Origin of the sequence: Peteryoungia desertarenae (assembly GCF_005860795.2) — a bacterium.
GTDB classification, from domain to species: Bacteria; Pseudomonadota; Alphaproteobacteria; order Rhizobiales; family Rhizobiaceae; genus Allorhizobium; species Allorhizobium desertarenae.
This window is the reverse complement of sequence record NZ_CP058350.1, coordinates 341,283-364,288: the sequence shown is the minus strand read 5'-3', so window position 1 is coordinate 364,288 and position 23,006 is coordinate 341,283. Positions and strand designations below refer to the sequence as shown.

Genomic DNA, 23,006 nt, shown 5'->3' with positions numbered 1-23,006 from the left:
AACTGGAAGTCAGGCTTTCATGCAACGACCAGAAAGCCCGTAAACAGGGCAATGAGGAATATTATCAGCACAATGAAGATCAATATCTTCGCGGCGCCTGCCGATGCACCCGCGACGCCGCGAAAGCCAAGGAGGCTTGCCACACCAGCGATCAACAATAGAATCAGGATCCATTCGAGCATCAAAATCTCCCTGTCGCTCTATTTGCGTTCTTGGAGTTAACACCCGCATTTATGGATTGTTCCGGCTCTCGTCGGGCCGATGCAGCGGAGGATCGCTTGTTGCGGTGCAATAAAAATCGTTTTAGCCGCGTTACGAGGCGACAAAAACCATCACTTCTGCGACAAAGCGGGCTAGACAGTTGATGAAGCATCTGCTGGTTTCCGCGCAGAAAAGTCGCTACGACTTTAGCAGGATATCGAGGCGTCAAGGTTCGAGAGGGAGACGGGTTTGAAAATCGGTTCGCCAAAAGAGATTTTTAGCGGAGAGGCACGCGTCGCCATGACGCCGGATAGTGCTCTCCAATTGCAGAAGCTTGGCCATGAGTGTGTGATCGAGAGTGGTGCCGGCAAAGCAGCCGGTTTCTCGGATGACGCTTACCGCGCGGTCGGGGTGACGGTTGTCGAGGGGGCAGCGGGTCTTTACGAGACGGCGGATATTATCGCCAAGGTACGGCCCCCTGAGACTGCCGAGGTGGATTTTCTCGCACCCGGCAAGACACTGATTTCGTTCTTCTACCCCGCCCAGAACGGGGAACTGCTAGAGCAGGCCAAATCCAAAGGTGCGACAGTGATCGCCATGGACATGGTGCCGCGCATCAGCCGGGCCCAGAAGATGGACGCCCTGTCGTCGATGGCCAATATCGCTGGCTATCGCGCGGTGATCGAGGCCGGCAACAATTTCGGCCGCTTCTTCACCGGTCAGGTTACTGCTGCCGGCAAGATCCCGCCTGCCAAGGTGCTGGTCATCGGCGCTGGCGTCGCCGGACTTGCCGCGATCGGCACGAGCGTCTCGCTCGGCGCGATCACCTATGCCTTCGACGTACGCCCGGAAGTCGCCGAGCAGATCGAGAGCATGGGAGCTGAATTCGTCTTCCTCGAATTCGAAGCGACCCAGGATGGTGCCGCGACCGGCGGTTATGCCGCCCCGTCCTCGCCGGAATTCCGCGAAAAGCAGCTTGCCAAGTTCCGCGAACTGGCGCCCGAGATCGACATCGTCATCACCACCGCGCTGATCCCGGGTCGTGATGCACCAAAACTCTGGCTTGCCGACATGGTGGCTGCCATGAAGCCGGGCTCGGTTGTCGTCGACCTGGCTGCGGAGCGCGGCGGCAATTGTGACCTGACGGTCGCCGATCAGAAGATTGTTTCGGAAAACGGTGTGACAATTGTCGGCTATACCGATTTCCCAAGCCGTATGGCCGCTCAGGCCTCGACGCTTTATGCCACCAACATCCGCCATATGATGACTGATCTGACGCCGGCCAAGGACGGTGTCGTGGTCCATAACATGGAAGACGATGTCATCCGTGGCGCGACCGTCACCAAGGACGGCGAGATCACCTATCCGCCGCCGCCGCCGAAGATTCAGGCGATTGCGGCTGCCAAGCCCAAGGAAAAGGTGAAGGAGCTGACGCCCGAGGAAAAGCGGGCCCAGGAAATTGCGGCCTTCAAAGCACAGACCAAGAGCCAGGTGGCAATGCTTGCTGGCGGCGGTGCGCTGATCCTGCTTGCCGGTCTCTATGCGCCGGCGAGCTTCATGAGCCATTTCATCGTCTTCGTGCTCGCCTGCTTCGTCGGCTTCCAGGTTATCTGGAATGTCAGCCATTCGCTGCATACGCCGCTGATGGCGATCACCAATGCCATCTCCTCGATCATCATTCTGGGTGCGCTGATGCAGATCGGATCAGGCAATTTCCTGGTCATCATTTTGGGCGCTCTGTCGGTGTTCATGGCCGGTATCAACATTTTCGGTGGCTTCCTGGTCACCCGGCGCATGCTTGCCATGTTCCAGAAGTCGTAAGGCGGGGAGAGAACCATGGAATACGGATTTACAACGGCGGCCTATGTCGTCGCAGCAGTTCTCTTCATCCTGTCGCTTGGCGGCTTGTCGGGACAGGAAAGCGCCAAGCGCGCGGTCTGGTATGGCATTGTGGGTATGGCGCTTGCCGTCGTGGCAACGCTTGTGGGCCCTGGAGCCGGCAACTGGTTCCTGTCGGTGCTGTTGATCGCAGGTGGCGGTGCAATTGGCTGGGTGGTTGCCACCCGGGTTCAGATGACCGAGATGCCTCAGCTTGTCGCCGCCATGCATTCGCTGGTCGGTCTCGCCGCCGTCTTCATCGGCTTCAATGCCGAGATCGAGATGTGGCGGGTGACCAGCATGCTGCTCGATTCCGGCTTTTCGCGTTGCCCTGAAATGGCGAGTGCCGTTGTCTGCGCGGCAGCCAATGGACAGCCGGAACTCTTTGCGGACTTCAAGGGCTTTGCCCTGAAGATTGCTGAGAAGACCACTGCCGAAATTGCCGTATTGAAGATCGAGGTCTTCCTCGGCGTCTTCATCGGTGCGGTCACCTTCACCGGTTCGGTCATCGCCTATGGCAAGCTGGCGGGTAAGGTCGACGGCAAGGCCAAGAAGCTGCCCGGCGGCCATCTGCTCAATGCCGGTGCGGCGCTCGGCTCGCTGATCCTGCTGGTGCTCTACTTCAACGGTGCGGGCAGCTGGACGCTGGTCCTGATGACGCTTCTGGCGCTTTTCATCGGCTATCACCTGATCATGGGCATCGGCGGCGCCGACATGCCGGTCGTTGTCTCCATGCTCAACAGCTATTCCGGCTGGGCGGCGGCGGCCATCGGCTTCTCGCTCTCGAACGATCTCCTGATCGTCGTCGGTGCGCTGGTCGGCTCCTCGGGTGCGATCCTGTCCTACATCATGTGCAAGGCGATGAACCGCAGCTTCGTCTCGGTCATTCTCGGCGGCTTCGGCGGAACGACCGGCCCGCAGATGGAAGTTACGGGCGAGCAGATCGCCATCGACGGCGACGGCGTTGCCAATGCGCTCAATGATGCTGACAGCGTCATCATCGTTCCGGGTTATGGCATGGCGGTTGCGCAGGCGCAGCAGTCTGTGTCGGAGCTTACCCGCAAGCTGCGCGCCGCTGGCAAGACCGTGCGCTTTGCGATCCATCCGGTCGCGGGTCGTCTGCCTGGCCACATGAACGTGCTGCTCGCGGAGGCCAAAGTGCCCTACGACATCGTTCTGGAAATGGACGAGATCAACGAGGACTTCCCGGAAACGGATGTCGTCATCGTCATCGGCTCGAACGACATCGTCAATCCGGCCGCCCAGGAAGACCCGAACTCGCCCATCGCCGGCATGCCGGTTCTGGAGGTCTGGAAGGCGAAGCAGGTCTTCGTCTCCAAGCGCGGCCAGGGCACCGGCTATTCCGGCATCGAGAACCCGCTGTTCTACAAGGAGAATACGCGGATGTTCTATGGTGACGCGAAGAAGTCGATCGACAGCATTTTACCATTGATCAAATAAGGCGGGATGCATCGTTAGAAATGAGAAGCCGGGTGGAGACGCCCGGCTTTCTTGATGGTGCTGCTATGCTGCTTTTGTGGCAGTGGGGTCTTAGTAGCCGGCCTCTTTCTGATGTTTGAATGCCAGGATGTGGACAACATCTTCCGGTTCATCGTAGCGATAAAGAGCGACATAGCCGGCCGCGCCGAACCCGATCGTCAGTTCCCGCAGGTCCGGGAAGCGCGGCAGGGGCCGCCCCCGTTTCGGATTGCTTGCAAGCAGCGTGAACTGTCTCTTTATTTCCTTGGCCGCCTTCTCTGCGGCATCCAGTGACTTAGCCTGAAGGAAACGACGGCATCGCTCCAAGCCAATCGCCGCTCCCTCAGTCACGACTACTCGTGGCACTCGGGCACCGGTTTTTCGTCGGCTGAGCCCCAGGTTTCGAGCCAGTCGTTCACCTCGTCCAGTGTCAGATGGCGACCCGTTTCCTTGTAAGCAGTCCACGATGCCAGCGCTTCACGGGTGAAGCTTTCACGCGCCTCTTCACGCTCCACATATTGCTCAATCGCTTCCAGCATCAGTCCATGCGCCGAGCGTTTGCGCTCGTTGGCAAGTTGCTGCACCCGCTCTTTCAATGCGTCATCGATTTTCAGCGAGGTCGCCATGGTCGCTCCAGACTACCGGGTGATACCGCTGTGCAAGATAGGATGAGCGCCGGTATAAGTCTACACGAACTGAGCTCTTGAGATTATGTCATTGGCGCGAATAACTCGATATTCCCCGATCAACCGAAAGCCATGTAGTCTGCTCATCAGTATCTGACCCGTCACAGGCCCGGCCCAATGGTCATGGGTGTATGCCTTGGCAAATATTGAGGATGACCTTTTGATAATCTTGATTTCCGGCAGTTCACACGTTGGTAAGACGACTTTTGCGACGCGTTTGGCTGAAGAACTTGGTTGGGAGTCAATTTCGACGGACAGCCTTGCCCGCCATCCTGGTCGGCCTTGGCTGGGCGTGAGCCCGCACGTGAAAGAATACTATTCTCGCCTTTCGGACGAGGCGATCTACTGGTTTCTCCTGGCACATCACGAAAACATGTGGCCGATGATGAGGCAGCGTATCTGTGCCGCCCAAAGCGCTCAAGCTCCATTGATATTCGAGGGTTCAGCGCTCAGGCCTGAATACCTTGGGGAGATCCTGTCCCGAGAGATCCGCAGTTTCCTTCTTTACGCAGACAACAATGTCCTTCAAGAGCGGATTCGCGCTGAGGCCGGCTACCATGTTGCTGATGCTGCCAGCAGACATGTCATTGACAGGTTCATCGAGCGTTCGCTTAGGGACAACTTGGAAATGCATGCCGCAGCCTTAAAGCACGGGGTGCAGATTGCCGACGCAGCCGATAATGCTGCAATGGTTGGTTTGTTTGATGAGATGGTGAGTTGGGCGGCGAAGCTGGTCTCGACACGGTAGCTCTGTGCCACGCAGTTGTGTGGTGGTCAGCATTGGCTTCACGCGCGAGTGCCTCAAACGCAAGACCCCGCCACAAGGGCGGGGTCAACAACGATCCTATCGACTTAACTCATAGATCCGCCTTGAAGGTCTGCTTCTGCGTGCCGAGGCCTTCGATCCCTAGCTCCACCACATCGCCTGCCTTCAGATACTGCGGCGGTTTCATGCCGAGCCCAACGCCGGGAGGCGTGCCGGTGGAGATGACGTCGCCGGGATGAAGGCTCATGAACTGGCTCAGATAGGAGACGAGGTGGGCGACGCCGTAGACCATGGTCTTGGACGAGCCGTCCTGCATCATCTTGCCGTTGACCGAGAGCCACATCTTGAGGTTCTGCGGATCGGCGATTTCATCCTTGGTGACGAGCCAGGGGCCGATCGGGCCGAAGGTGTCACAGGACTTGCCCTTGGTCCACTGGCCCGATCGCTCCGTCTGGAAGGCGCGTTCGGAGACGTCGTGGGAGACGCAGTAGCCGGCGACGTATTCCATCGCATCGGCTTCCGAGACGTATTTCGCGGTCTTGCCGATGACGACACCGAGTTCGACTTCCCAATCGGTCTTTTCCGAGGTGCGGGGGATCAGGACGTCGTCGTTCGGGCCGCAGATGGCCGAGGTCGCCTTCATGAAGATGACCGGCTCCGGCGGGACCGCTGCACCGGTTTCGGCGGCGTGGTCGGAATAGTTGAGGCCGATGCAGATGAACTTGCCGGTGCCGGCAACGCAGGCGCCTATGCGGTCGACGGCGATCTCAGGCAGGGAGGAGAGGTCGATGGCAGCGATCTTCGCCAGACCTTCCGGCGAGATGGCCGCACCGCCGATATCGTCCACATGGCCCGAGAGGTCACGAACCTTGCCGTCCTTGTCGAGGATCGCAGGCTTTTCCTGACCCAGCGGGCCAACGCGCATCAGTTTCATGGTTTTCTTCCTTCTTCAGAACGAGAGCACGTCCAGCAAAAGTGCGTTAACGGTTTTGCGTCCGGACTGCGTAAAAACAGATGGATAGAGCGTTTCCGGTGATCAAGCGATCACCGGAAACGCTCTAGATCGTCCAGCCGCCGTCGATGGCATAGGCCTGGCCCGAGGTATAGGTGGCGCCGGCGAGATAGACGGCGAGGTCCGCGATTTCTTCCGGCGTGCCCAAGCGCCCCATGGGCTGGCGGGCGATGAAGGCCGCGCGGGCGGCATCGTAGTCCCCTTGGGCGCGCATGCGGTCCTGCAGCGAGGGGCTTTCGACCGTGCCTGGGCAGATGGCGTTGCAGCGGATGCCTTGCGTCACATAGTCGGCGGCGACCGACTTGGTAAGACCGATCACGGCTGCCTTGGTGACGGTATAGGCACAGCGGTTCGGTACGCCTTTGATCGAGCTTGCGACCGAGGCCATGTTGATGATGGAGCCTCCGCCGCGCTCCAGCATTGATGGCAAGACGGCCCGGATTGTGCGGATCATGGCGCGGACATTAAGGTCCAGAGCGAAATCGAGATCCTTGTCAGGCATGTCGAGGATCGTGCCCGCATGGACGAAGCCGGCGCAATTGAAGAGGATGTCGAATGGCCCTGTTTCGCCGACGACATTCGCCACCATTTCATCTTTCAATACATCGAGAATGCGTGTCGTAATCCGATCCTCACCATGCAGTGTCGCCAGCGCTTCGGCATTGATATCTGTCGCCACGACATCGGCGCCTGCACGTGCAAATGCCAATGCGCTGGCGCGCCCGATGCCTTGGCCGGCGGCGGTGACAAGCGCGCGCTTTCCCTCAAGAGGCAGGCTCATGATCTGATCTCCAACTGTGTCTCCCATGGCTCGCATAGTTCTGTCGATCTTGCGAGCGTCTGGGACATGCAAAACACTTATTTGCAAACCGTCAAGGCGACTTTCTGCGGCTTCCGTTCGATGCACGTGGCAAGCACATATTCCTGTTTGAGTGAAGCCTATGTCTGTGGCAGCTTACGCTTCTCTGGGAGGAGCCGGACATGATCTTTGATACTCATCTGCATCTGATTTACCGCGATCGACTGAACTATCCATGGCTGTCCGGTGTGCCGAATCTCGACGCAGATTTTACCTATTCGGACTATGCAACAGAGGCTCGCCGGCTCGGGATCACCGACGCCCTCCATATGGAAGTCGACGTGGCGGAGCCCGATATCGAGCGCGAGACCATCTTGGTACAGGATCTGGCGCAGGAATCTGGCTCCATGCTGAGGGGTGCGATCGCCTCATGCCGTCCAGAAGACGAAGAGTTCCCGGCCTATCTGGAGTCACAACGGAGTAACCCCTTCATCAAGGGGTTTCGCCGGGTTTTGCATGTTGTTCCCGATGATGTTTCCGAGAGCCTGATCTTTCGCAACAATGTCAAGCGGCTCTCAGGTACGGGATTGACCTTCGATCTCTGCATGCTGCCACATCAGATTGATAAGACGCTGGCGTTGATCGATCATGCGCCCGATGTCACCTTCATCCTCGATCATTGCGGCGTTCCTGATATCAAGGGTCATGGGTACCAAGCCTGGGAGGCTGGAGTGACTGAAGTCGCAAAGCGCCCGAACGTCTTCGTGAAAATCTCCGGGATACCGGCCTATGGCGATCCCATAAATTGGACACTTGACGACCTTCGGCCGTATTTTGACCATGTCATTCGTCATTTCGGCTTTGATCGAGCGCTTTGGGGCTCCGATTGGCCGGTTTGCACTTTGGGCGGTGGTCTTTCCACCTGGGTGGCGGCAACGCAGGGCCTTCTGTCTGGAGTGGAGAATGGCGAGAGGCGCAAGCTTTATTCGGACAATGCCCGCGCTCTGTGGGGCCTCTAGCAAAGCTGGCTCCAGCCAATAATCGGCCATGATCTGGTGTTCTGCGAAAGACGAAAACTGGGTACCTATCCTAAGACGGGTCTCCGGGGGGGACATGGCTTGAATTAAAGTTGTCTTTGGCCCTAGTTTCGCAATTGGATTGAAAGCAGGGTCAAATTTTTATGGAACTCATTTTTGACGGACACAATGACGTGCTGCTGCGCCTCTGGCGCAGCCGACAACAGGGCGGTGATCCGGTCGTGGAGTTCAAACGAGGGGTGCGAGAAGGTCATATCGATGCTCCGCGCGCGCGTCTTGGTGGGTTGGCCGGCGGGCTTTGCGCCATCTACATCCCATCTCCGCATGATTTTCTTCTTCGCGAGCCGAATGAAGATGGTCACTATCTGACACCGCTCGACCCGCCGCTGGAGCGTGGGCCATCGCTTGACATCGCTCTCTCCATGGCGGCGATTGCCAGGCAACTCGACAGGGCCGGTGCCTGGCGCATGTGTGTCTCGACAAGTGAAATCCAGCAGGCAATTGCCGCGGACGTGTTTGCCGCTGTTCTGCACATGGAGGGATGCGAAGCCATCGGCGCTGACCTTGATGCGCTTGAGGTCTTCTATGCAGCAGGTCTTCGTTCGCTGGGGCCAGTCTGGAGCCGTCACAACATCTTCGGTCATGGCGTTCCCTTCGCGTTTCCGAGTTCCCCGGATACGGGACCGGGTTTGACGCCTCTCGGCTTTGATCTGGTCAGGCGTTGCAACAAGCTCGGGATCCTGATTGATGTCGCCCACATCACCGAGCAGGGCTTCTGGGATGTGGCCCGCACCAGCGATCAGCCGCTCGTTGCCAGCCACTCCAATGCACATTCCCTGACACCTGTTGCCCGCAATCTGACGGATCGGCAGATGGATGCCATTCGTGACAGTCGTGGCCTTGTCGGTCTGAATTATGCTGTCACCATGTTGAGACCGGATGGTGCGGATATTGCCGATACGCCGATTGATCGAATGGTTGCTCATATCGATTACATGGTCGAGCGTATGGGCATCGACTGTGTTGCTCTGGGCTCGGATTTCGACGGGGCCACAATTCCGCGTGCCATTGGCGATGCAACAGGCAATCCTGTTCTGATCGAGGCCCTCAAGCATGCCGGTTACGGAGAGGAAGCGCTCGGCAAGCTTTGCCGAACGAATTGGTTGCGGGTCCTTCGGCAGGCCTGGAAGGAACAGCCATCCTAGGTGGCAAACGCGCTCGTCAGTTGACCCTTATGCCCTGGCGCCAGACAGCCTTTATAAAGGGATGTCCGTCAAAGACGTCGACCCTGATCAGATCGGCACGCTTTCCAGGCGCAATCTCGCCGCGATCTTTCAGGTTTCCAGCCGTTGCTGGTGCCTTCGTCACGAGGTTGACAGCGCTGGGGAGATTGTAGTCGAGGGCAGGGCTTGCGGCGATCATGAAGACGGCGTCCAGCAGCGAGCGCGGAACATAGTCAGAGGCCAGAATGTCGACCAGCTTGGCCGTCAGAAGATCATGGACCGCAATATTGCCGGATTGTGACCCTCCGCGCACGATGTTGGGTGCGCCTGCGACAATGCTCAGGCCCTTTTGCCTGGCGGCGGTCGCTGCCTCGATGGTGCAAGGGAATTCTGAGATTGTCATTCCATCCGCGATCGCCTCATCAATATGGGCGATATCCGTGTCGTCGTGGCTCATCATCGGGATGCCGCGTGCGCGCGCCAGAGCAATCACTTGCGGTCGGACGCTCGCGCCGATATCGCTCTTTTCGGCCAGAAGTATCTTGATCTTTTCTCGCACCAGATCATGGCTTTCCCCGGTCGACCGAGCCGCCCGTGCCACATAAGCGTCTACATCGCGGCTTTGTCTGATGCCTGGCAGATGTTCCATGACGGATAAAGCACGTACAATTTCCCGATCAATGTTTGCTTTGGTCAGTTCCGGTGTTGCCATGTCCGTGATCTCGCACCGCAGGTGTACGAAGTGTTCGGCGCGCAGCATGCCGGCTGCCTGCGTCAACTCAAGCGCATCGATCATGGGGGCGAGAATTTCCGCGCGTTCGGGATTGTCCGTCGTTGCACCGACGCAAAGACTGTCGAACACGGTCGTAACCCCGGCACCAATGATTTGCGCATCATAGGCCAAGGCGGCGCGTGTGAAATCCCAGCGAACATGGGCACGAGGATAGATATGCTTTTCGAAGTGATCCGTGTGGATGTCGACGAGACCGGGCAGAAGAAAGTCGCCGCCGAAATCAATCGCTGAGGCAAGCCTGCTTTCGCCTTCCTCAACGGAGACGATCATGCCGTCTTCAGTCGTGACGGTTCCATGCAAAACGATGTTCGGCAGCACCACACGTGCGTTGGTGATGGTGAGGCTTCCCATCTGCGTTTTTCGATCGGTGCTTGTCGTGAAATCCAAATGAAAGCGCTCGTTCACCGGTCATCTCCTTGGGTTCCGGTGTTCTCTAGGCTTGCTTGATGACGGTTTAGTGTCAGTTTCAATGAGAAATCCTACAGCTATCGCCACTTCAGCGCGGCGACCGCCTCATCAGCGATAACCTGCTCCTCATCGGTTGCGATAATGCGGACTGTAACCGGTTGATGTGTTTCCGATATCACCGCCGCATTCCTGTCGTTTGCGTTTTCGTCCACAACAACACCTAGAAAACGCAGCCGGTCGCATACTGCCTTTCGGATCGCGGGCTGGTTCTCACCGATCCCGGCTGTAAAGACAATTGTGTCGAGACCGCCGACAGTTGCTGCAAGTCGTGCAATTTCGCCAGCGATCCGCATGGTGAAGATGTCAATGGCCTCCCATGCTTCCGGTTCGGCGCTTTCCAGGAGGACGCGGCTGTCACCGCTGATGCCCGAAAGTCCCAGCAGACCTGACTTCTTGTAGATCATATCCTCGACTATCCGCGCCGATAGACCGAGACCGTTGATGAGATGGAAGACCACACCCGGATCAAGCGCGCCACTGCGGGTGGCCATTGGTATGCCGTCGACGGTTGAAAAGCCCATCGATGTGTCGCGACTGACGCCATGCTCCATCGCGCAGAGGCTCGCCCCACTTCCCAGGTGAGCAACAACGGCGCGACCGCCCGCGCGCTCTGGCTCAAGTTGCGTCAGCTCTCTGGCAATGTAGGCGTAGGAAAGTCCATGGAAGCCATAGCGTTTGACGCCGCGATCGTACCATTCTCGGGGGAGGGCAAAGCGTTGTACAAGAGGACTCTGGCTTCGGTGAAACGCCGTATCGAACGAGGCGGTTTGAGGCAGGTCCGGCCTGAGTGCCGCGAGCGTGCGGATCATCCTCAGATTTTGTGGCTGGTGCAGTGGCGCGAGTTCGACGAGGGACTCGATCGAACGAATGGTTTCATCAGTGATCCTTGTCGGACCTGAAAAACGATCGCCTCCATGCACCACACGATGGCCCGTAACGTTAAGCGTGCTGAGATCAAAGTGCGTGTCAAGGACGCCCAGAATTTCGTTCAAGATCCCGGAGAACTGGCCCTCACCTTTGCTTTTCAGTGGAAGTTCGGCGAGCCCGCCCTCCGAGGTCAGCCGGAAGACAAGCGGATCATGACGCAAGTCAACAATGCCTTTGGCAATGGGTTGGGCGCTGGCGACCGACTCACGGAAAACGCCTATCTTGATCGTCGATGAGCCCGCATTAAAGGTGAGTATCAGGCGATCTTTCAAGACTGGCTTCCTTTGGCTGACATTCCAACTGCGGTCGTACGGCGCGCCGCGACCAGTTTTGCCAGAGCGGCCGAGGTTATGCGGACGCGCAAGCTGTCCGAACGGCTCGTCAGAATAATTGGGACCCGTGCGCCCAGCACAAGGCCTGCGGCATCGGCATTGGCAAAATAGAGCAGTTGTTTGGCCAGCATGTTTCCTGCCTCAAGGTCCGGGACCAGGAGAATGTCCGCCTTCCCTGCAACAACTGAGCTGATTCCCTTGGTCCGGGCCGCCTCCAGGCTTATAGCATTGTCGAAGGCCAGGGGGCCGTCGACCCGCGCCCCTGTGATCTGGCCGCGTGCGGCCATCACGGTCAGAGCTGCGGCATCCAGGGTTGCCTGCATCTTGTCGTTGACCGTCTCCACTGCGGCGAGGACCGCAACCTTTGGCTCCTCTATGCCAAGCATATGGAGGAGATCGACCGCGTTCTGGCAAATGTCACGCTTCTGATCGAGTGTTGGGGCGATATTGATTGCTGCATCGGTTACTACGAGCAACTTCGAATAGGCAGGGACGTCCATGACATAGACATGGCTTATCCGCCTCTCCGTCTTCAAACCCGGCCCACCGGCAATGACGGCGCTCAGCAGTTCGTCGGAATGCAGGCTTCCCTTCATCAGCACGGTGACCTTGCCCGCCACCGCCATTTCGACCCCCAAAGCCGCAGCCGCATGACTGTGCTCAGTGTTGATGAGTTCGAAATCATCGATGACGATCCCGGCCTTGAATGCCGCAGCCCTGATCTTGTTTTCCGGTCCGATCAGCACCGGTTCTAGCAAACCCTCGTCGCGGATCTCCACGGCCGCCTCGATAGCCTCCGGTGAGCAGGGGTGGATAAGCCCGGCCCGGATCAGCGGTTGAGATCTCGCTTCGGACACGATGGCATCAAAACGGTCATGCCTTTGCAAGGAGATAGTCGGCGGTTCATTCTCCGACCAGGCAATCCGGCTATCAGGTGCCTTCACCCGGGCACGCCCCTTCAGAACCGGTTCGCCGTTCTGGTTCACAGCTTCCGTGTTGAAATGCGCCTCTCGGCTTGCCGGATCCGTTCCAACCAGCCTCACTGTTGCAGTTATGCTGTCACCCGGCTGGATCGTTTTCTGGAACAGCAGTTCCTGCCCGAGATAGAGTGTGCCGGGGCCGGGCAGGCGTGTCTCCAGAAGCGTGGCCACCATCGCTGCCGGGATCATCGACTGTCCCTGCGGTGACGGATTGTTGTCGCCGGCAAGTGCGGCAAAAAGATCGATGTCGTCAGGGCCGATGGTGCGTGTCAGTGTGGCCGTATCGCCCAGCGTCAGCTCCGCAAAGGTGCGGTTCGTCAGGATTGGTTTTTCCATGTCGCGTTGGTCTTCCATATCGGATCGTCCTCCACGATCTGGCTGCTTTCGTGTCACCAATTACGCTGTCGATCAGTGACCGGCGTCTTTGAGGCTAGTCTCGGGCCAGCCGGTTGACCTGTCCTTGACCTTGCTCAATTTAGGTGCAGCGAATATTAACGCTGATCGACGGGGCGGAATCGGTCGCGCCACGACGGCTGCGCACCCGGATAAGGGAGCGCTTTGGCCTCATAAACACCTCGGGCTGTGGCTCTCGCTACGACAATCGCTGCCAGGTGGCAGAGCTCCATGAAGTCTGCCGGTTGCTGCAGCGGACGTTTCCCAGTCGCGGCCGCAAATATTGTGTCCCCGTCGAAAGGGAGGTGTGCTGGTACGACAGCCCGCGCAAGCCCGTCCTGCGCGGCTATGGAGAGGCGATGGGCCTGCGCTTTGGATAAGATTGCGTCTGTAACCACGGCCCCGATCGTCGTTGCGGTGACGGCCGAACCCTTGATCTGCATCTTGCGTTGTTGATCGCTCAGATGCTCCGGAAAGCCCAACCCACCGAATTCGCCATGGACTTCGAAGGGTGCGGCCCAGAAATGTGGGTCGTTGCCGATTGTCGCGGAGCCCATGGCATTGACTACGACCAGGGCCGCTATGGTGTGTCCTGCCGATGTGATCGCACTGACAGAGCCCAGACCGCCTTTGACCGTCGCTGTCGTCGCTCCGGTCCCGGCGCCAACGCTTCCCAAGGCAAACGTGCCTTTCGCGCGGGCTTTGAAAGCGGCATAGCCGAGATCCCGATAGGGTGCATGAAGCCCCCAATCCTTGTCGCCGCCATTCAGCAGGTCCATCAGGATTGCCTGCGGGACGATCGGTACCTTGACACTACCGACGGGAAATCCTCTGCCGATGGACCTTAAACCCGACTGAACTCCTCCTGCAGCATCAAGACCGAATGCCGATCCCCCTGAGAAGACGAAGGCGTCCACGGTCTCTACCGTCATGCCGGGATCAAGGAGGGCGGTGTCGCGTCCCCCCGGGGCGCCGCCAAGCACGGTACCCGAGGCGATTGCCGGTTCGTCGAATACGATGGCGGTGACACCGGAGCCAAGCTTCATATCTGTGGCATGGCCGACAGTGAGCCCTTCGACATCGGTCAGGAGGTTGCAGGGAGATTCTGGCATAGAGTTCTCATTCGAGTGTGTCGTGGAGTCTATGCTCTTATTCGTCGCGATCAAGGGCTGATCTTGACCTGGTGCCATTTTGCCGTGGCCTTTGCAGAACCGAAAATGAAAGAGGGCCATCTCTGGCCCCCTTTCGATGTTCGGCTTCCGATTTTCAGTGCTTAAGTGCCCGAGGATCCAATGCGTCCCGGATTGCGTCCCCGATATAGTTGACGCTGAGCACGGTCAGAGAGATCGCGAGGCCCGGCCAGAGAACGCGAGACGGTGTGATCTGCAGGAAGTTCACTCCATCAAACAGCAGGCGGCCCCATGTCGGGAAGTCAGACGGGAAGCCAAGTCCCAGGAAGGACAATGCCGACTCCGTGATAATTGCAGACGCAATGCCGAGCGTTGCCGATACCATGATCGATGACATCACGTTTGGCAGTATGTGTTTGAGTATAATGCGGTATTCCCACATGCCGCTGGATTTGGCCGCCAGAATGAACTCCTGGCTTTTGATCGCAAGCACGTCGCCGCGCACGATACGCGCCGTATGCATCCAGCTGGTAATCCCTATGACAACAACAATCAGGATGAAGATGCCGGTTTCCGGGCCGAAGGTGCTTCGCAGCGTGTCCCGGAACAACATGATGATGACCAGAAGAAGCGGTAGCAAGGGCAGGGCGAGAAAAAGGTCCGTCAAACGCATCAGCGGGCCATCGATCCGCTTGAAGTAACCGGCCAGCACGCCCACAAACGTTCCCAGCACGAGAGACAGCAACATTGCCGTCATGCCGACCGCGAGCGAAATCTGGCCACCGGCCATGACGCCAGCCAACATATCGCGCCCGAGATTGTCGGTTCCAAATGGGTGTTCCCAGCTGGGGCCCTGGTTCTTGTTGCGGATGTCGAGCTGGTTCGGGTCGATCGTATGGATGAACGGACCAACAAAAACCAGAAGCAGGATCAGCGTGAAGACGATCAGCCCCGCAACGCCACCGGGATGGGCCCGGAACTGACGCCAGAGCATGGCCCAGAAGTTGCCGCTTCGCGCTCGTGTGTCTACGGTCATGGTTGCCTCAGTCATAGCGGATCCTCGGATCAAGGATGCCGTAGAGGATGTCGGCAATCAGATTGAACAACACGATCAGCACGGCAAAGATGAAAGTGAGTGTCTGGACGAGAGGCAGATCCCCGCTTTGGATGGCGGTGATCAGCAACTGGCCGAGCCCGTTCACACGGAACACCTGTTCGGTGATGATCGCACCTGAAAAGATTGTCGGCACACCAAGTGCAATGACGGTCACGACGGGAATCAAGCTGTTGCGCAAGACATGCACCAACAGAACGATCTTTTCTTTCACGCCTTTCGCGCGCGCCGTCCGGACATAATCCATATGCAGGTTATCAAGCATGGATGCGCGGACAAAACGGCTGATCTGCGAAACGTTGTAGAGGGTCAGAACCAGAACTGGCAGGAACATCTGCTTGATCTGCTGGACCAGACTGTTCCAGTCATTCACCACGAGGTTGGTGTCATAGATCGATGGGAACCACTGCAGCCAGGACGAAAAGACCACGATGAGCAAGACACCAGTGAAGAAGGTCGGGACGGAATAGCCGACCATGGCGACAAACGTGCCGATCTGGTCAAACCAGGAATATTGCCGATAGGCAGAGATAACGCCAATCGGGATGGCGAGCAGAACGCCGAAGAGATAGGAGAGGCCAACGACCCAAAGGGTTTGCGGCAACCGTTGTACGATAAGATCGACAACCGGGCTTCTGGTGGCCCATGAGAGGACACGCATCCGGTCACCATCGCCGACTGTCAAGCCGGTGATCTGCTCGAAAATATTGAGCGGCTCGTTGATGAAAAACTGCTGAAGCCAGAGCAGGTAGCGGATGAAGAAAGGTTGATCCAGCCCCATGGCAGCGCGGATCTGTTCGCGAACTTCCGGTGGAATGGTAAGCGGCAGATCGGCAAGCGGATCGCTCGGCGCCAGGTCAAGAAGCGCGAAGATAATGAAGCTGATGACCAGCAGCGTCGGGATTGCGTAGAGCAACCGCCGAATCGTAAAGGTAAACATTAAAGGGTCTCCAGGCGGGTCCGCTATGAAATGCGAACGCCGGGCCCGCCCTCTAAAGGCAGGCCCGGCGAAGAGGCATTACTTCTTGCGAGACCAGTCGGCGACGTTCCAGAGTTCAGAGTCCCAAGCGTTCATCTTGACGCCTTCCAGCGTCACTGAGTGGGCCGAGAGTTGACCACGGTGGATCAGTGGGATCTGCGCGCCGTCATTGCTCAGCATGTCGTTGAGCTTGATCGCAATTGCAGCACGTTCGTTCAGGTCAGATGTCCTGCCGAGTTCGGCAACCAGTGCATCATATTCGGGGTTGCAGTAGCGAACGATATTCTCGCCCTGCCAGCCGTTTGCCGGGCTCGGGATCTTGTCGCACATCCACGCTGCCATGTACTTCTCGGGATCGGTGCCGTCGAAGTTGTTGGTGTACATCTGCACGTCGGCATAGAATTTCTGGAACGTGTCCGGAGAAGCTGGATCGCCACCGAAGAACACCGAAGCCGCGATGTTACGCAGTTCCACTTCAACACCGATCTGCGACCACATGTCCTTCACGAGAGCCTGCGTACCCTGGCGAACAGAGTTGGTCGAAGTCTGATAGAGGAATGACAGGCGAACGCCATCCTTGGCGCGAACGCCATCCGACCCCATGACCCAACCAGCATCGTCGAGGAGCTTGTTGGCACCTTCTATATCCTGGGTCAGGCACCAGTCGACATTGGTCGATACATAGATGTCCGGAGCCGGCAGAATGTTACATGTCGGCTGACCGGCTTCGCCATAGCCGGCTTCATCGATGATCTCGCGGTCGATCGCGATCGACAATGCGCGGCGAACTGCAGGATCGGAGAGTGCCGGATGCGGACCTGCCTCTGCAGTCGAACGCTTGTCACCGAGCGATGGATCTACAGCAAAGGCGTTGAGATCGATGCGCTCCACCTGCGTGCCGAATGCGGTTACGAGCTGACCTTTTCCTGCGGCCATCATCTGGGCGAGGATTTCGGGCTCTACCTGCATGTTCCAGGCATAATCGAATTCACCCGTTTCAAGAACTGAACGGGCTGCAGACGCCGCATCACCGCCACCCTTCAGGGTGACCGAGGCGAAGGCCGGCTTGCTGGCATCACGATAGTTCTGGTTTGCGGTGAAGGTGACCACGTCGTTAGGCTTGAACTCATTAACGACAAAGGGGCCGGTTCCGATCGGGCCAAAATTGGCCGACGTGCATTCAGGAGCCTTTATCCCAAGGCAATCCTTGAACTGAGCTTCTTGGATCAGCGGCGACTGCGCGCCAACAAAGGCGCTGTAGGGATAGGGCTTGGCGTCTGCAAAGGAGACCTTGATGGTCTGGTCATCGACCGCCTCGACATTCGTGACACCTTCAAAATAGGCGCCCTGAGCGCAACCGCCATCCGGTGCCGTGCAGTATTTCCAGGTGAAAACGGCGTCATTTGCCGTTACCGGTGTGCCGTCGGACCACTTCAGGTCGGGTTTCAGCTTCCAGGTTATGCTTTTCAGATCTTCCGCAACGCCACCATTCTCAACGGTCGGGATTTCTGCGGCCAGCATCGGGACAAGCCCACCGGTCTCATCATAGCGAGCCAATGGCTCGATAACCATCGACGCGGCATACACTTCCTTGGTGCCGCCCGAGAGATACGGGTTCATCGTCGATACGGCTTGCCAGAAAATGATTTTCAGGTCGCCATCGGTCCCGCGCTCGGCCATGGCCGGTGCGCCACTAAAGGCAAATGCCGCGGCCGACGCAGCCAGGACAAGGTGCAGTTTCTTCATGTGTCTTCCCCATTTTTATCATTGGAGCCTCGGTGCCAATCAGGCGCCGGGACGAGATGTGGCCAGCAGAGCGGCGAAATGTCAACTGTCTATCGTATTGTGTTCAAAAGAAAAAATTGCATAATTATAGTGTGGTAACTGGCACGAAAACCCGCGCCGGACATTGATGTAAATGACCCGGATGATTAAAAGATAGGCTAGGTAATCACAAGCCTAAATATTGTTCAAGCCTGAAATTTGCAGCTTGCCAAAGGAGTTTTTCAAGGGGCAGTATGCTGTCAAATCCCGCGGGGAACAACAAAAAAGTATTAGAGGTTCACGATGCCCATTTTGAACAGAGCAAGCGAATTGCAGCCGGAAGTCGCCGAATGGCGCCGCCACCTGCATCAGAATCCAGAGCTTCTCTACGATGTTCACGGCACGGCTGCTTTCGTTGCGGATAAGCTCAAGGAATTCGGCTGCGACGTCATCAAGACCGGTCTTGGCCGTACCGGCGTGGTTGGTATCATCAAGGGCAATCGCGGTGAAGGTCCGGTTGTCGGTTTCCGGGCCGATATGGATGCGCTTCCAATCCATGAGGCGAGTGGCAAGCCCTGGGCATCGAAGATACCTGGAAAAATGCATGCTTGCGGTCACGACGGCCACACGGCGATGTTGCTCGGTGCTGCCAAGTACCTGGCTGAAACCCGCAATTTCAAGGGTTCGATCGCAGTCATTTTCCAGCCCGCCGAAGAGGGCGGTGGCGGTGCTCGCGAGATGGTCGAGGACGGCATGATGGACATATTCGGTATCTCGCAAGTCTACGGCATGCATAATCACCCGGGCATGAACGTTGGCACCTTTTCCACGCGAAAGGGGGCGGTGATGGCGGCTGCCGATCAGTTCGATATCGAGATCGTTGGACGAAGCGGTCATGCAGCTCAGCCACACAAGAGCGTTGATCCGGTTCTGGCCGCGGCCCATGTCGTCGTGGCGCTTCAGTCCATTGCTGCGCGGGAGACCGATCCCTTGAAATCTGTCGTGGTAACTGTCACGACCATTCACGGTGGGGACGCCTACAATGTCATTCCCGACAGCGTGAAGCTCACGGGGACGGTGCGTACTCTGTTGCCGGAGTTGCGCGACATGGCGGAAGCCCGGATCGGCGAAATTGTCAACGGCGTTGCCTTGGCGATGGGTGCCAAAGCAAAGGTGACATACAAGAGAGGCTATCCGGTCACCATCAATCACGAAGCTGAAACCGAGTTCTCGCTTGACGTGCTGCGAAAGGTTGTCGGCCCCCACGCCGTCAGTGACGCTTTCCCGCCTGCCATGGGTGCTGAGGATTTCTCATACATGCTGGAAGCGCGCCCCGGCTCCTTTGTGTTCATCGGCAATGGCGACACGGCCAACCTGCATAACTCGGCCTATGACTTTAATGACGAAATCATTCCGTACGGGATTTCCTATTGGGTCACTCTGGCCGAAACGGCCCTGGCAGCCTGATGGCTTCCATGCTCTCGAAAACACATAAACCGGGGAACGGGACATGGCGGAAGCCTTGATGGAAAAGCAGGAATTCGTGGCGTCCGAGACAGAGTCAGTACTGTCAGTCAGAAATCTGACAACTTCGTTCAGGATCGGTAGCCAATGGCGTTCGGTCGTGCGTGACATGAACTTCGACATTGCGCCACGGGAAACCGTCGCGATCGTGGGTGAATCCGGTTCAGGGAAAAGCGTGACATCGCTGTCTGTCATGCGACTGCTGCCCGAAAATTCCAGCCGGATCGAGGGGAGCGTAAAGCTCGCGGGGCGTGAGTTGCTTGATCTGGACCGCGAAGCCATGCGGCAGGTTCGCGGCAATGATATCTCGATGATCTTTCAGGAGCCGATGACCAGTCTCAATCCCATCTTTCCGATTGGGAAGCAGATCGCTGAGGCTATCCTTTGCCACCGGAACGTTTCTGCCGCAGAGGCCAAGGACGAGGTCCTGCGCCTGCTGGACAAGGTGCGAATTCCCAACGCGAAAAACCGCTTTGACGAATATCCCCACCAGTTCTCGGGTGGCATGCGCCAGCGTGTGATGATCGCGATGGCGCTGGCCTCTCGTCCCAAGCTGCTGATTGCCGACGAGCCGACCACTGCTCTCGATGTGACGATCCAGGGACAGATCCTCGATCTCATCAAGCAATTGCAAGACGAAGAAGGCATGGCCGTATTGTTTATCACTCACGACATGGGCGTGGTTGCGGAGATTTCGGACCGTACAATCGTGATGTTCCGTGGCGAAGCGGTCGAAACCGGAACGACGGACGACATATTCAACCGTGGTCGTCATCCCTATACGCGGGCACTTCTTTCCGCTGTGCCAAAGCTTGGCTCGATGGGCGGGCGGGAACGTCCGATGCGGTTTCCGGTGATTGACATTGCCAGCGGTGAAACGGTTGTCCCCGAGACGGAGGCTGGTGGCGTTGAAGAGTCCGCGCGTCCGGTGCTGGAAGTGAAGAACCTCACCACACGCTTCGACATCCGCTCGGGTCTATTTGGTCGCAAGAGCGGGGCGGTCCACGCGGTGGAGAATGTCTCCTTTGATCTTCGCCCGGGAGAGACTCTGGCTCTCGTGGGCGAATCCGGCTGTGGCAAGTCTACGACCGGTCGCTCGATCACGCGGCTTGTTGAACCTTCGGGCGGTGAGATCTCTGTGGACGGTTATCAAGTCGGACAGCTAGGCGCGGCCGAGTTGCGCCGCATGCGGCGGACTATCCAGATGGTTTTCCAGGATCCCTTTGCAAGTCTTGATCCGCGCATGAGCGTGGGTGAAGCGGTCATGGAGCCGTTTATCGAGCATAAGCTCGGCAGCAAGAACGAAGCTCGTGACAAGGCAGCCGATCTGCTCGAACGTGTCGGCCTCGGCGCTGATATGATGCCCCGTTATCCCCATGAGTTCTCCGGCGGCCAGCGGCAGCGCATTGCCATCGCCCGTTCGCTTATGCTTGATCCGAAAATCATCGTGGCAGACGAAGCCGTCTCGGCGCTCGATGTTTCGATCAAGGCCCAGGTTTGCAATCTGCTGCTCGATCTGCAGCAGAGTTTCAATCTGGCCTATCTCTTCATAAGCCACGACATGGCTGTTGTAGAGCGTGTCAGCCATCGAGTTGCGGTGATGTATTTGGGTGAGATTGTCGAGATCGGCCCGCGTCAGGCAGTTTTCGACAATCCGCAACATCCGTATACCAAGAAGCTGATGGCGGCTGTCCCGGTGCCGGATCCCGCGCGGCGCAATCTGAAGCGCAATCTGAATACCGAAGAAATCAAGAGCCCGATCCGGCCCGTCGGCTTTGTTCCGCCTCAGCGTCAGTACCGTCAGGTCGGCGAGGGTCATCTGGTGCAGGCCTGACTGGCCCATCTGGTCTGACTGGAGTTAATGCAGGTGGTTTCACGTTCTGAAGGCACCTGCCAGCACTTCGCATATCCATCATCAAACCCCTGTCACGCAGTGCGCCTATGTCACGTAAGGAGCGACTTCAACTGCGGCATGGGCAATGGATACAAACACAGGGCGTCAGGGTTCCGTAGACGAGTCCAAGCCGCGACGCAGGGGTTTTCGTCGACGTCCGTCTCGTGGGCGCCGTCTATCGAAGATCCTTGATACACTTGCCGGCGATGACACCCGCGAGCGTGTCTCCGTGGGCGATATCTTTGCCGCAATGGGCGACCGTGCGTTTGGCGCGCTGCTTCTGATTTTTGCCCTTCCGAACATCCTGCCGACGCCGCCCGGCACGTCATCCGTTCTTGGGGCGCCGCTTGTTTTCCTTTCAGCGCAATTGATGCTTGGACGAAGCCCGTGGTTGCCCAGGATTATTGCGAAACGCTCCATGACACGCTCCGATTTCGCCCTGGTCGTCGCCCGCATTTCACCTTGGCTTGCGCGCGGCGAACGCATGCTGAAGCCGCGCTTCAGCATGCTGGTTTACCCACCGTTTGAGTATGTTATCGGCTTTCTCTGCCTTATGCTGGCGATCATTCTCATCTTACCCATCCCGCTTGGGAACATTCTTCCGGCGATTGCGGTATGTCTTTTCTCCTTTGGCCTCCTGGAACGGGATGGAATCAGTGTGCTTTGCGGCTGTGGGATGTTTGTCTTGTCTTTGAGCGTGGTCGCAGGTGTGTTGCTTGCGATGATCAAAGGCGTCATCCTGTTGCTTAATGCTTCGCTCACATGACAGGCCTTCAAATCCCATGAAAATCGCAGTTATCCAGATGCAGCCGGTCGCTGCCGATATACGCGCCAATCTCGAAAAGATCGTTCAGGCGGCTGAATCAGCGAGCGCCATGGGTGCCGATCTGCTCCTCGCGCCGGAGCTTGCCTTGAGCGGCTATGCGCTCGGTCCACGCTTTGCCGATGTCGCCGAGCCGCGCGACGGTAACATGGTGTCAGCCCTCCTCGACATTGCCGCCGAGTTTGAGCTTGCCATCTGTGCAGGCTTTCCGGAGCGGGATGGATCAGGCATCTACAATTCTGCCGTGCTCGTGCGCCCGGATGGTTCGGCTGAATGCTACCGTAAGACACATCTTTACGGCGAGGCGGAACGGGCTGCCTTTCGGCCCGGAGACGAAAGACCGCATGTCTTTGATCTGTGCGGTATCCGGACCGGAATGTTGGTCTGCTATGATGTCGAGTTCCCGGAAAATGTTCGGAGCCTTGCGCTTGCCGGTGCAGAACTCGTTCTTGTCCCGACTGCGCTGCCAAATGGCGTGATCAGCCGGCGGATTGCCGATATGGTGGTCCCGGTCCGGGCTCTTGAGAATGGCGTCTTCATTGCCTATGCGGATCTCTGCGGATCAGAGGGCGAAATGCGCTATGGTGGCCGCTCTGTTATTGTATCTCCCGATGGAGATGAGATTGCGCGAGCAGGCATGGGCGAGACACTGCTGATCGCCGAGATCGATCCGGACGCCTATCTCGAGGCTCGTCGACAAAACCCCTACCTCACGGATCGCCGTCCGCTTCTCTACAGGCTCGATTGACTTCGCCCGTGTTGCGGGTTCGGTCCCGCCTTCCTACATCAAGGCCGCTGAGCCGA

At 57.8% G+C, this 23,006-nt stretch carries 21 protein-coding genes; 9 read left to right on the top strand and 12 right to left on the bottom strand.

Features of this window, described 5'->3' with window-relative positions:
* Positions 1 to 17 precede the first annotated feature (17 nt).
* Positions 18 to 182 (bottom strand): DUF1328 family protein, encoded by a 165-nt coding sequence (locus FE840_RS01740; RefSeq protein ID WP_138288457.1) that lies wholly within the window; start codon positions 180 to 182, stop codon positions 18 to 20.
* A gap of 268 nt (positions 183 to 450) precedes the next feature.
* Between FE840_RS01740 and FE840_RS01735 the strand changes: the two genes are divergently transcribed.
* Both FE840_RS01735 and FE840_RS01730 read left to right on the top strand, forming a co-directional pair.
* The gene (locus tag FE840_RS01735) at positions 451 to 2,022 is read left to right on the top strand and encodes a Re/Si-specific NAD(P)(+) transhydrogenase subunit alpha (RefSeq protein ID WP_138288456.1); all 1,572 of its coding nucleotides are present in this window, start codon (positions 451 to 453) and stop codon (positions 2,020 to 2,022) included.
* Positions 2,023 to 2,037: 15 nt separating this feature from the next.
* A complete protein-coding gene (locus FE840_RS01730) occupies positions 2,038 to 3,540 on the top strand; it encodes an NAD(P)(+) transhydrogenase (Re/Si-specific) subunit beta (RefSeq protein ID WP_138288455.1) in 1,503 nt (500 codons plus the stop codon).
* Between the two features lie 90 nt (positions 3,541 to 3,630).
* Here the strand turns inward: FE840_RS01730 and FE840_RS01725 are convergent, their stop codons facing one another.
* Complete coding sequence (locus FE840_RS01725) at positions 3,631 to 3,909, bottom strand: type II toxin-antitoxin system RelE/ParE family toxin (RefSeq protein ID WP_246318826.1); 279 nt, start codon at positions 3,907 to 3,909, stop codon at positions 3,631 to 3,633.
* A 2-nt stretch (positions 3,910 to 3,911) separates the two neighbouring features.
* On the bottom strand, positions 3,912 to 4,184 hold the full coding sequence (locus FE840_RS01720) for a CopG family ribbon-helix-helix protein (protein WP_138288453.1): 273 nt from the start codon (positions 4,182 to 4,184) through the stop codon (positions 3,912 to 3,914).
* Between the two features lie 196 nt (positions 4,185 to 4,380).
* Between FE840_RS01720 and FE840_RS01715 the strand changes: the two genes are divergently transcribed.
* Positions 4,381 to 4,992: an ATP-binding protein gene (locus FE840_RS01715; protein ID WP_246318825.1), complete on the top strand. Its 612-nt coding sequence runs from the start codon at positions 4,381 to 4,383 to the stop codon at positions 4,990 to 4,992.
* Positions 4,993 to 5,101: 109 nt separating this feature from the next.
* On the opposite strand, the gene FE840_RS01710 is transcribed toward FE840_RS01715, so the two are convergent.
* On the bottom strand, positions 5,102 to 5,944 hold the full coding sequence (locus FE840_RS01710; RefSeq protein ID WP_138288452.1) for a fumarylacetoacetate hydrolase family protein: 843 nt from the start codon (positions 5,942 to 5,944) through the stop codon (positions 5,102 to 5,104).
* 124 nt (positions 5,945 to 6,068) lie between these two features.
* Positions 6,069 to 6,803 carry an SDR family oxidoreductase gene (locus FE840_RS01705; RefSeq protein ID WP_138288451.1) on the bottom strand — a complete coding sequence of 245 codons (735 nt, stop codon included), beginning with the start codon at positions 6,801 to 6,803 and terminating at the stop codon, positions 6,069 to 6,071.
* 200 nt (positions 6,804 to 7,003) lie between these two features.
* On the opposite strand from FE840_RS01705, the gene FE840_RS01700 reads away from it, so the two are divergent.
* Positions 7,004 to 7,840, top strand: coding sequence for an amidohydrolase family protein (locus FE840_RS01700; RefSeq protein WP_138288450.1), 837 nt, complete (start codon positions 7,004 to 7,006; stop codon positions 7,838 to 7,840).
* Between the two features lie 161 nt (positions 7,841 to 8,001).
* On the top strand, positions 8,002 to 9,063 hold the full coding sequence (locus FE840_RS01695) for a dipeptidase (RefSeq protein WP_138288449.1): 1,062 nt from the start codon (positions 8,002 to 8,004) through the stop codon (positions 9,061 to 9,063).
* Between the two features lie 16 nt (positions 9,064 to 9,079).
* Here FE840_RS01695 and FE840_RS01690 read toward each other — a convergent pair whose 3' ends face one another.
* From FE840_RS01690 to FE840_RS01660, 7 genes are all read right to left on the bottom strand, one after another.
* Positions 9,080 to 10,279: an alpha-D-ribose 1-methylphosphonate 5-triphosphate diphosphatase gene (locus tag FE840_RS01690; protein WP_246318824.1), complete on the bottom strand. Its 1,200-nt coding sequence runs from the start codon at positions 10,277 to 10,279 to the stop codon at positions 9,080 to 9,082.
* An 80-nt stretch (positions 10,280 to 10,359) separates the two neighbouring features.
* Positions 10,360 to 11,541, bottom strand: coding sequence for an acetate/propionate family kinase (locus tag FE840_RS01685; protein ID WP_138288447.1), 1,182 nt, complete (start codon positions 11,539 to 11,541; stop codon positions 10,360 to 10,362).
* Entirely contained in the window at positions 11,538 to 12,935 is a 1,398-nt protein-coding gene (locus tag FE840_RS01680; protein ID WP_138288446.1) for a bifunctional enoyl-CoA hydratase/phosphate acetyltransferase, read from the bottom strand. The genes FE840_RS01685 and FE840_RS01680 overlap by 4 nt, the downstream gene beginning before the upstream one ends.
* A 137-nt stretch (positions 12,936 to 13,072) precedes the next feature.
* On the bottom strand, positions 13,073 to 14,086 hold the full coding sequence (locus FE840_RS01675) for a P1 family peptidase (protein ID WP_138288445.1): 1,014 nt from the start codon (positions 14,084 to 14,086) through the stop codon (positions 13,073 to 13,075).
* 154 nt (positions 14,087 to 14,240) lie between these two features.
* Positions 14,241 to 15,155: an ABC transporter permease gene (locus tag FE840_RS01670; protein WP_138288444.1), complete on the bottom strand. Its 915-nt coding sequence runs from the start codon at positions 15,153 to 15,155 to the stop codon at positions 14,241 to 14,243.
* The gene (locus FE840_RS01665) at positions 15,148 to 16,158 is read right to left on the bottom strand and encodes an ABC transporter permease (RefSeq protein WP_138288443.1); all 1,011 of its coding nucleotides are present in this window, start codon (positions 16,156 to 16,158) and stop codon (positions 15,148 to 15,150) included. The genes FE840_RS01670 and FE840_RS01665 overlap by 8 nt, the downstream gene beginning before the upstream one ends.
* Before the next feature lie 78 nt (positions 16,159 to 16,236).
* Positions 16,237 to 17,943 carry a peptide ABC transporter substrate-binding protein gene (locus FE840_RS01660; protein WP_138288442.1) on the bottom strand — a complete coding sequence of 569 codons (1,707 nt, stop codon included), beginning with the start codon at positions 17,941 to 17,943 and terminating at the stop codon, positions 16,237 to 16,239.
* A gap of 321 nt (positions 17,944 to 18,264) precedes the next feature.
* On the opposite strand from FE840_RS01660, the gene FE840_RS01655 reads away from it, so the two are divergent.
* The 4 genes from FE840_RS01655 to FE840_RS01640 all read left to right on the top strand — a co-directional run bounded on the left by FE840_RS01655 (position 18,265) and on the right by FE840_RS01640 (position 22,950).
* Complete coding sequence (locus FE840_RS01655) at positions 18,265 to 19,428, top strand: M20 aminoacylase family protein (protein WP_138288441.1); 1,164 nt, start codon at positions 18,265 to 18,267, stop codon at positions 19,426 to 19,428.
* A gap of 43 nt (positions 19,429 to 19,471) precedes the next feature.
* Positions 19,472 to 21,319: an ABC transporter ATP-binding protein gene (locus FE840_RS01650; RefSeq protein ID WP_246318823.1), complete on the top strand. Its 1,848-nt coding sequence runs from the start codon at positions 19,472 to 19,474 to the stop codon at positions 21,317 to 21,319.
* A gap of 145 nt (positions 21,320 to 21,464) precedes the next feature.
* Positions 21,465 to 22,145 carry an exopolysaccharide biosynthesis protein gene (locus FE840_RS01645; protein WP_138288440.1) on the top strand — a complete coding sequence of 227 codons (681 nt, stop codon included), beginning with the start codon at positions 21,465 to 21,467 and terminating at the stop codon, positions 22,143 to 22,145.
* 16 nt (positions 22,146 to 22,161) lie between these two features.
* On the top strand, positions 22,162 to 22,950 hold the full coding sequence (locus FE840_RS01640) for a carbon-nitrogen hydrolase family protein (RefSeq protein ID WP_138288439.1): 789 nt from the start codon (positions 22,162 to 22,164) through the stop codon (positions 22,948 to 22,950).
* Positions 22,951 to 23,006: the final 56 nt, after the last annotated feature.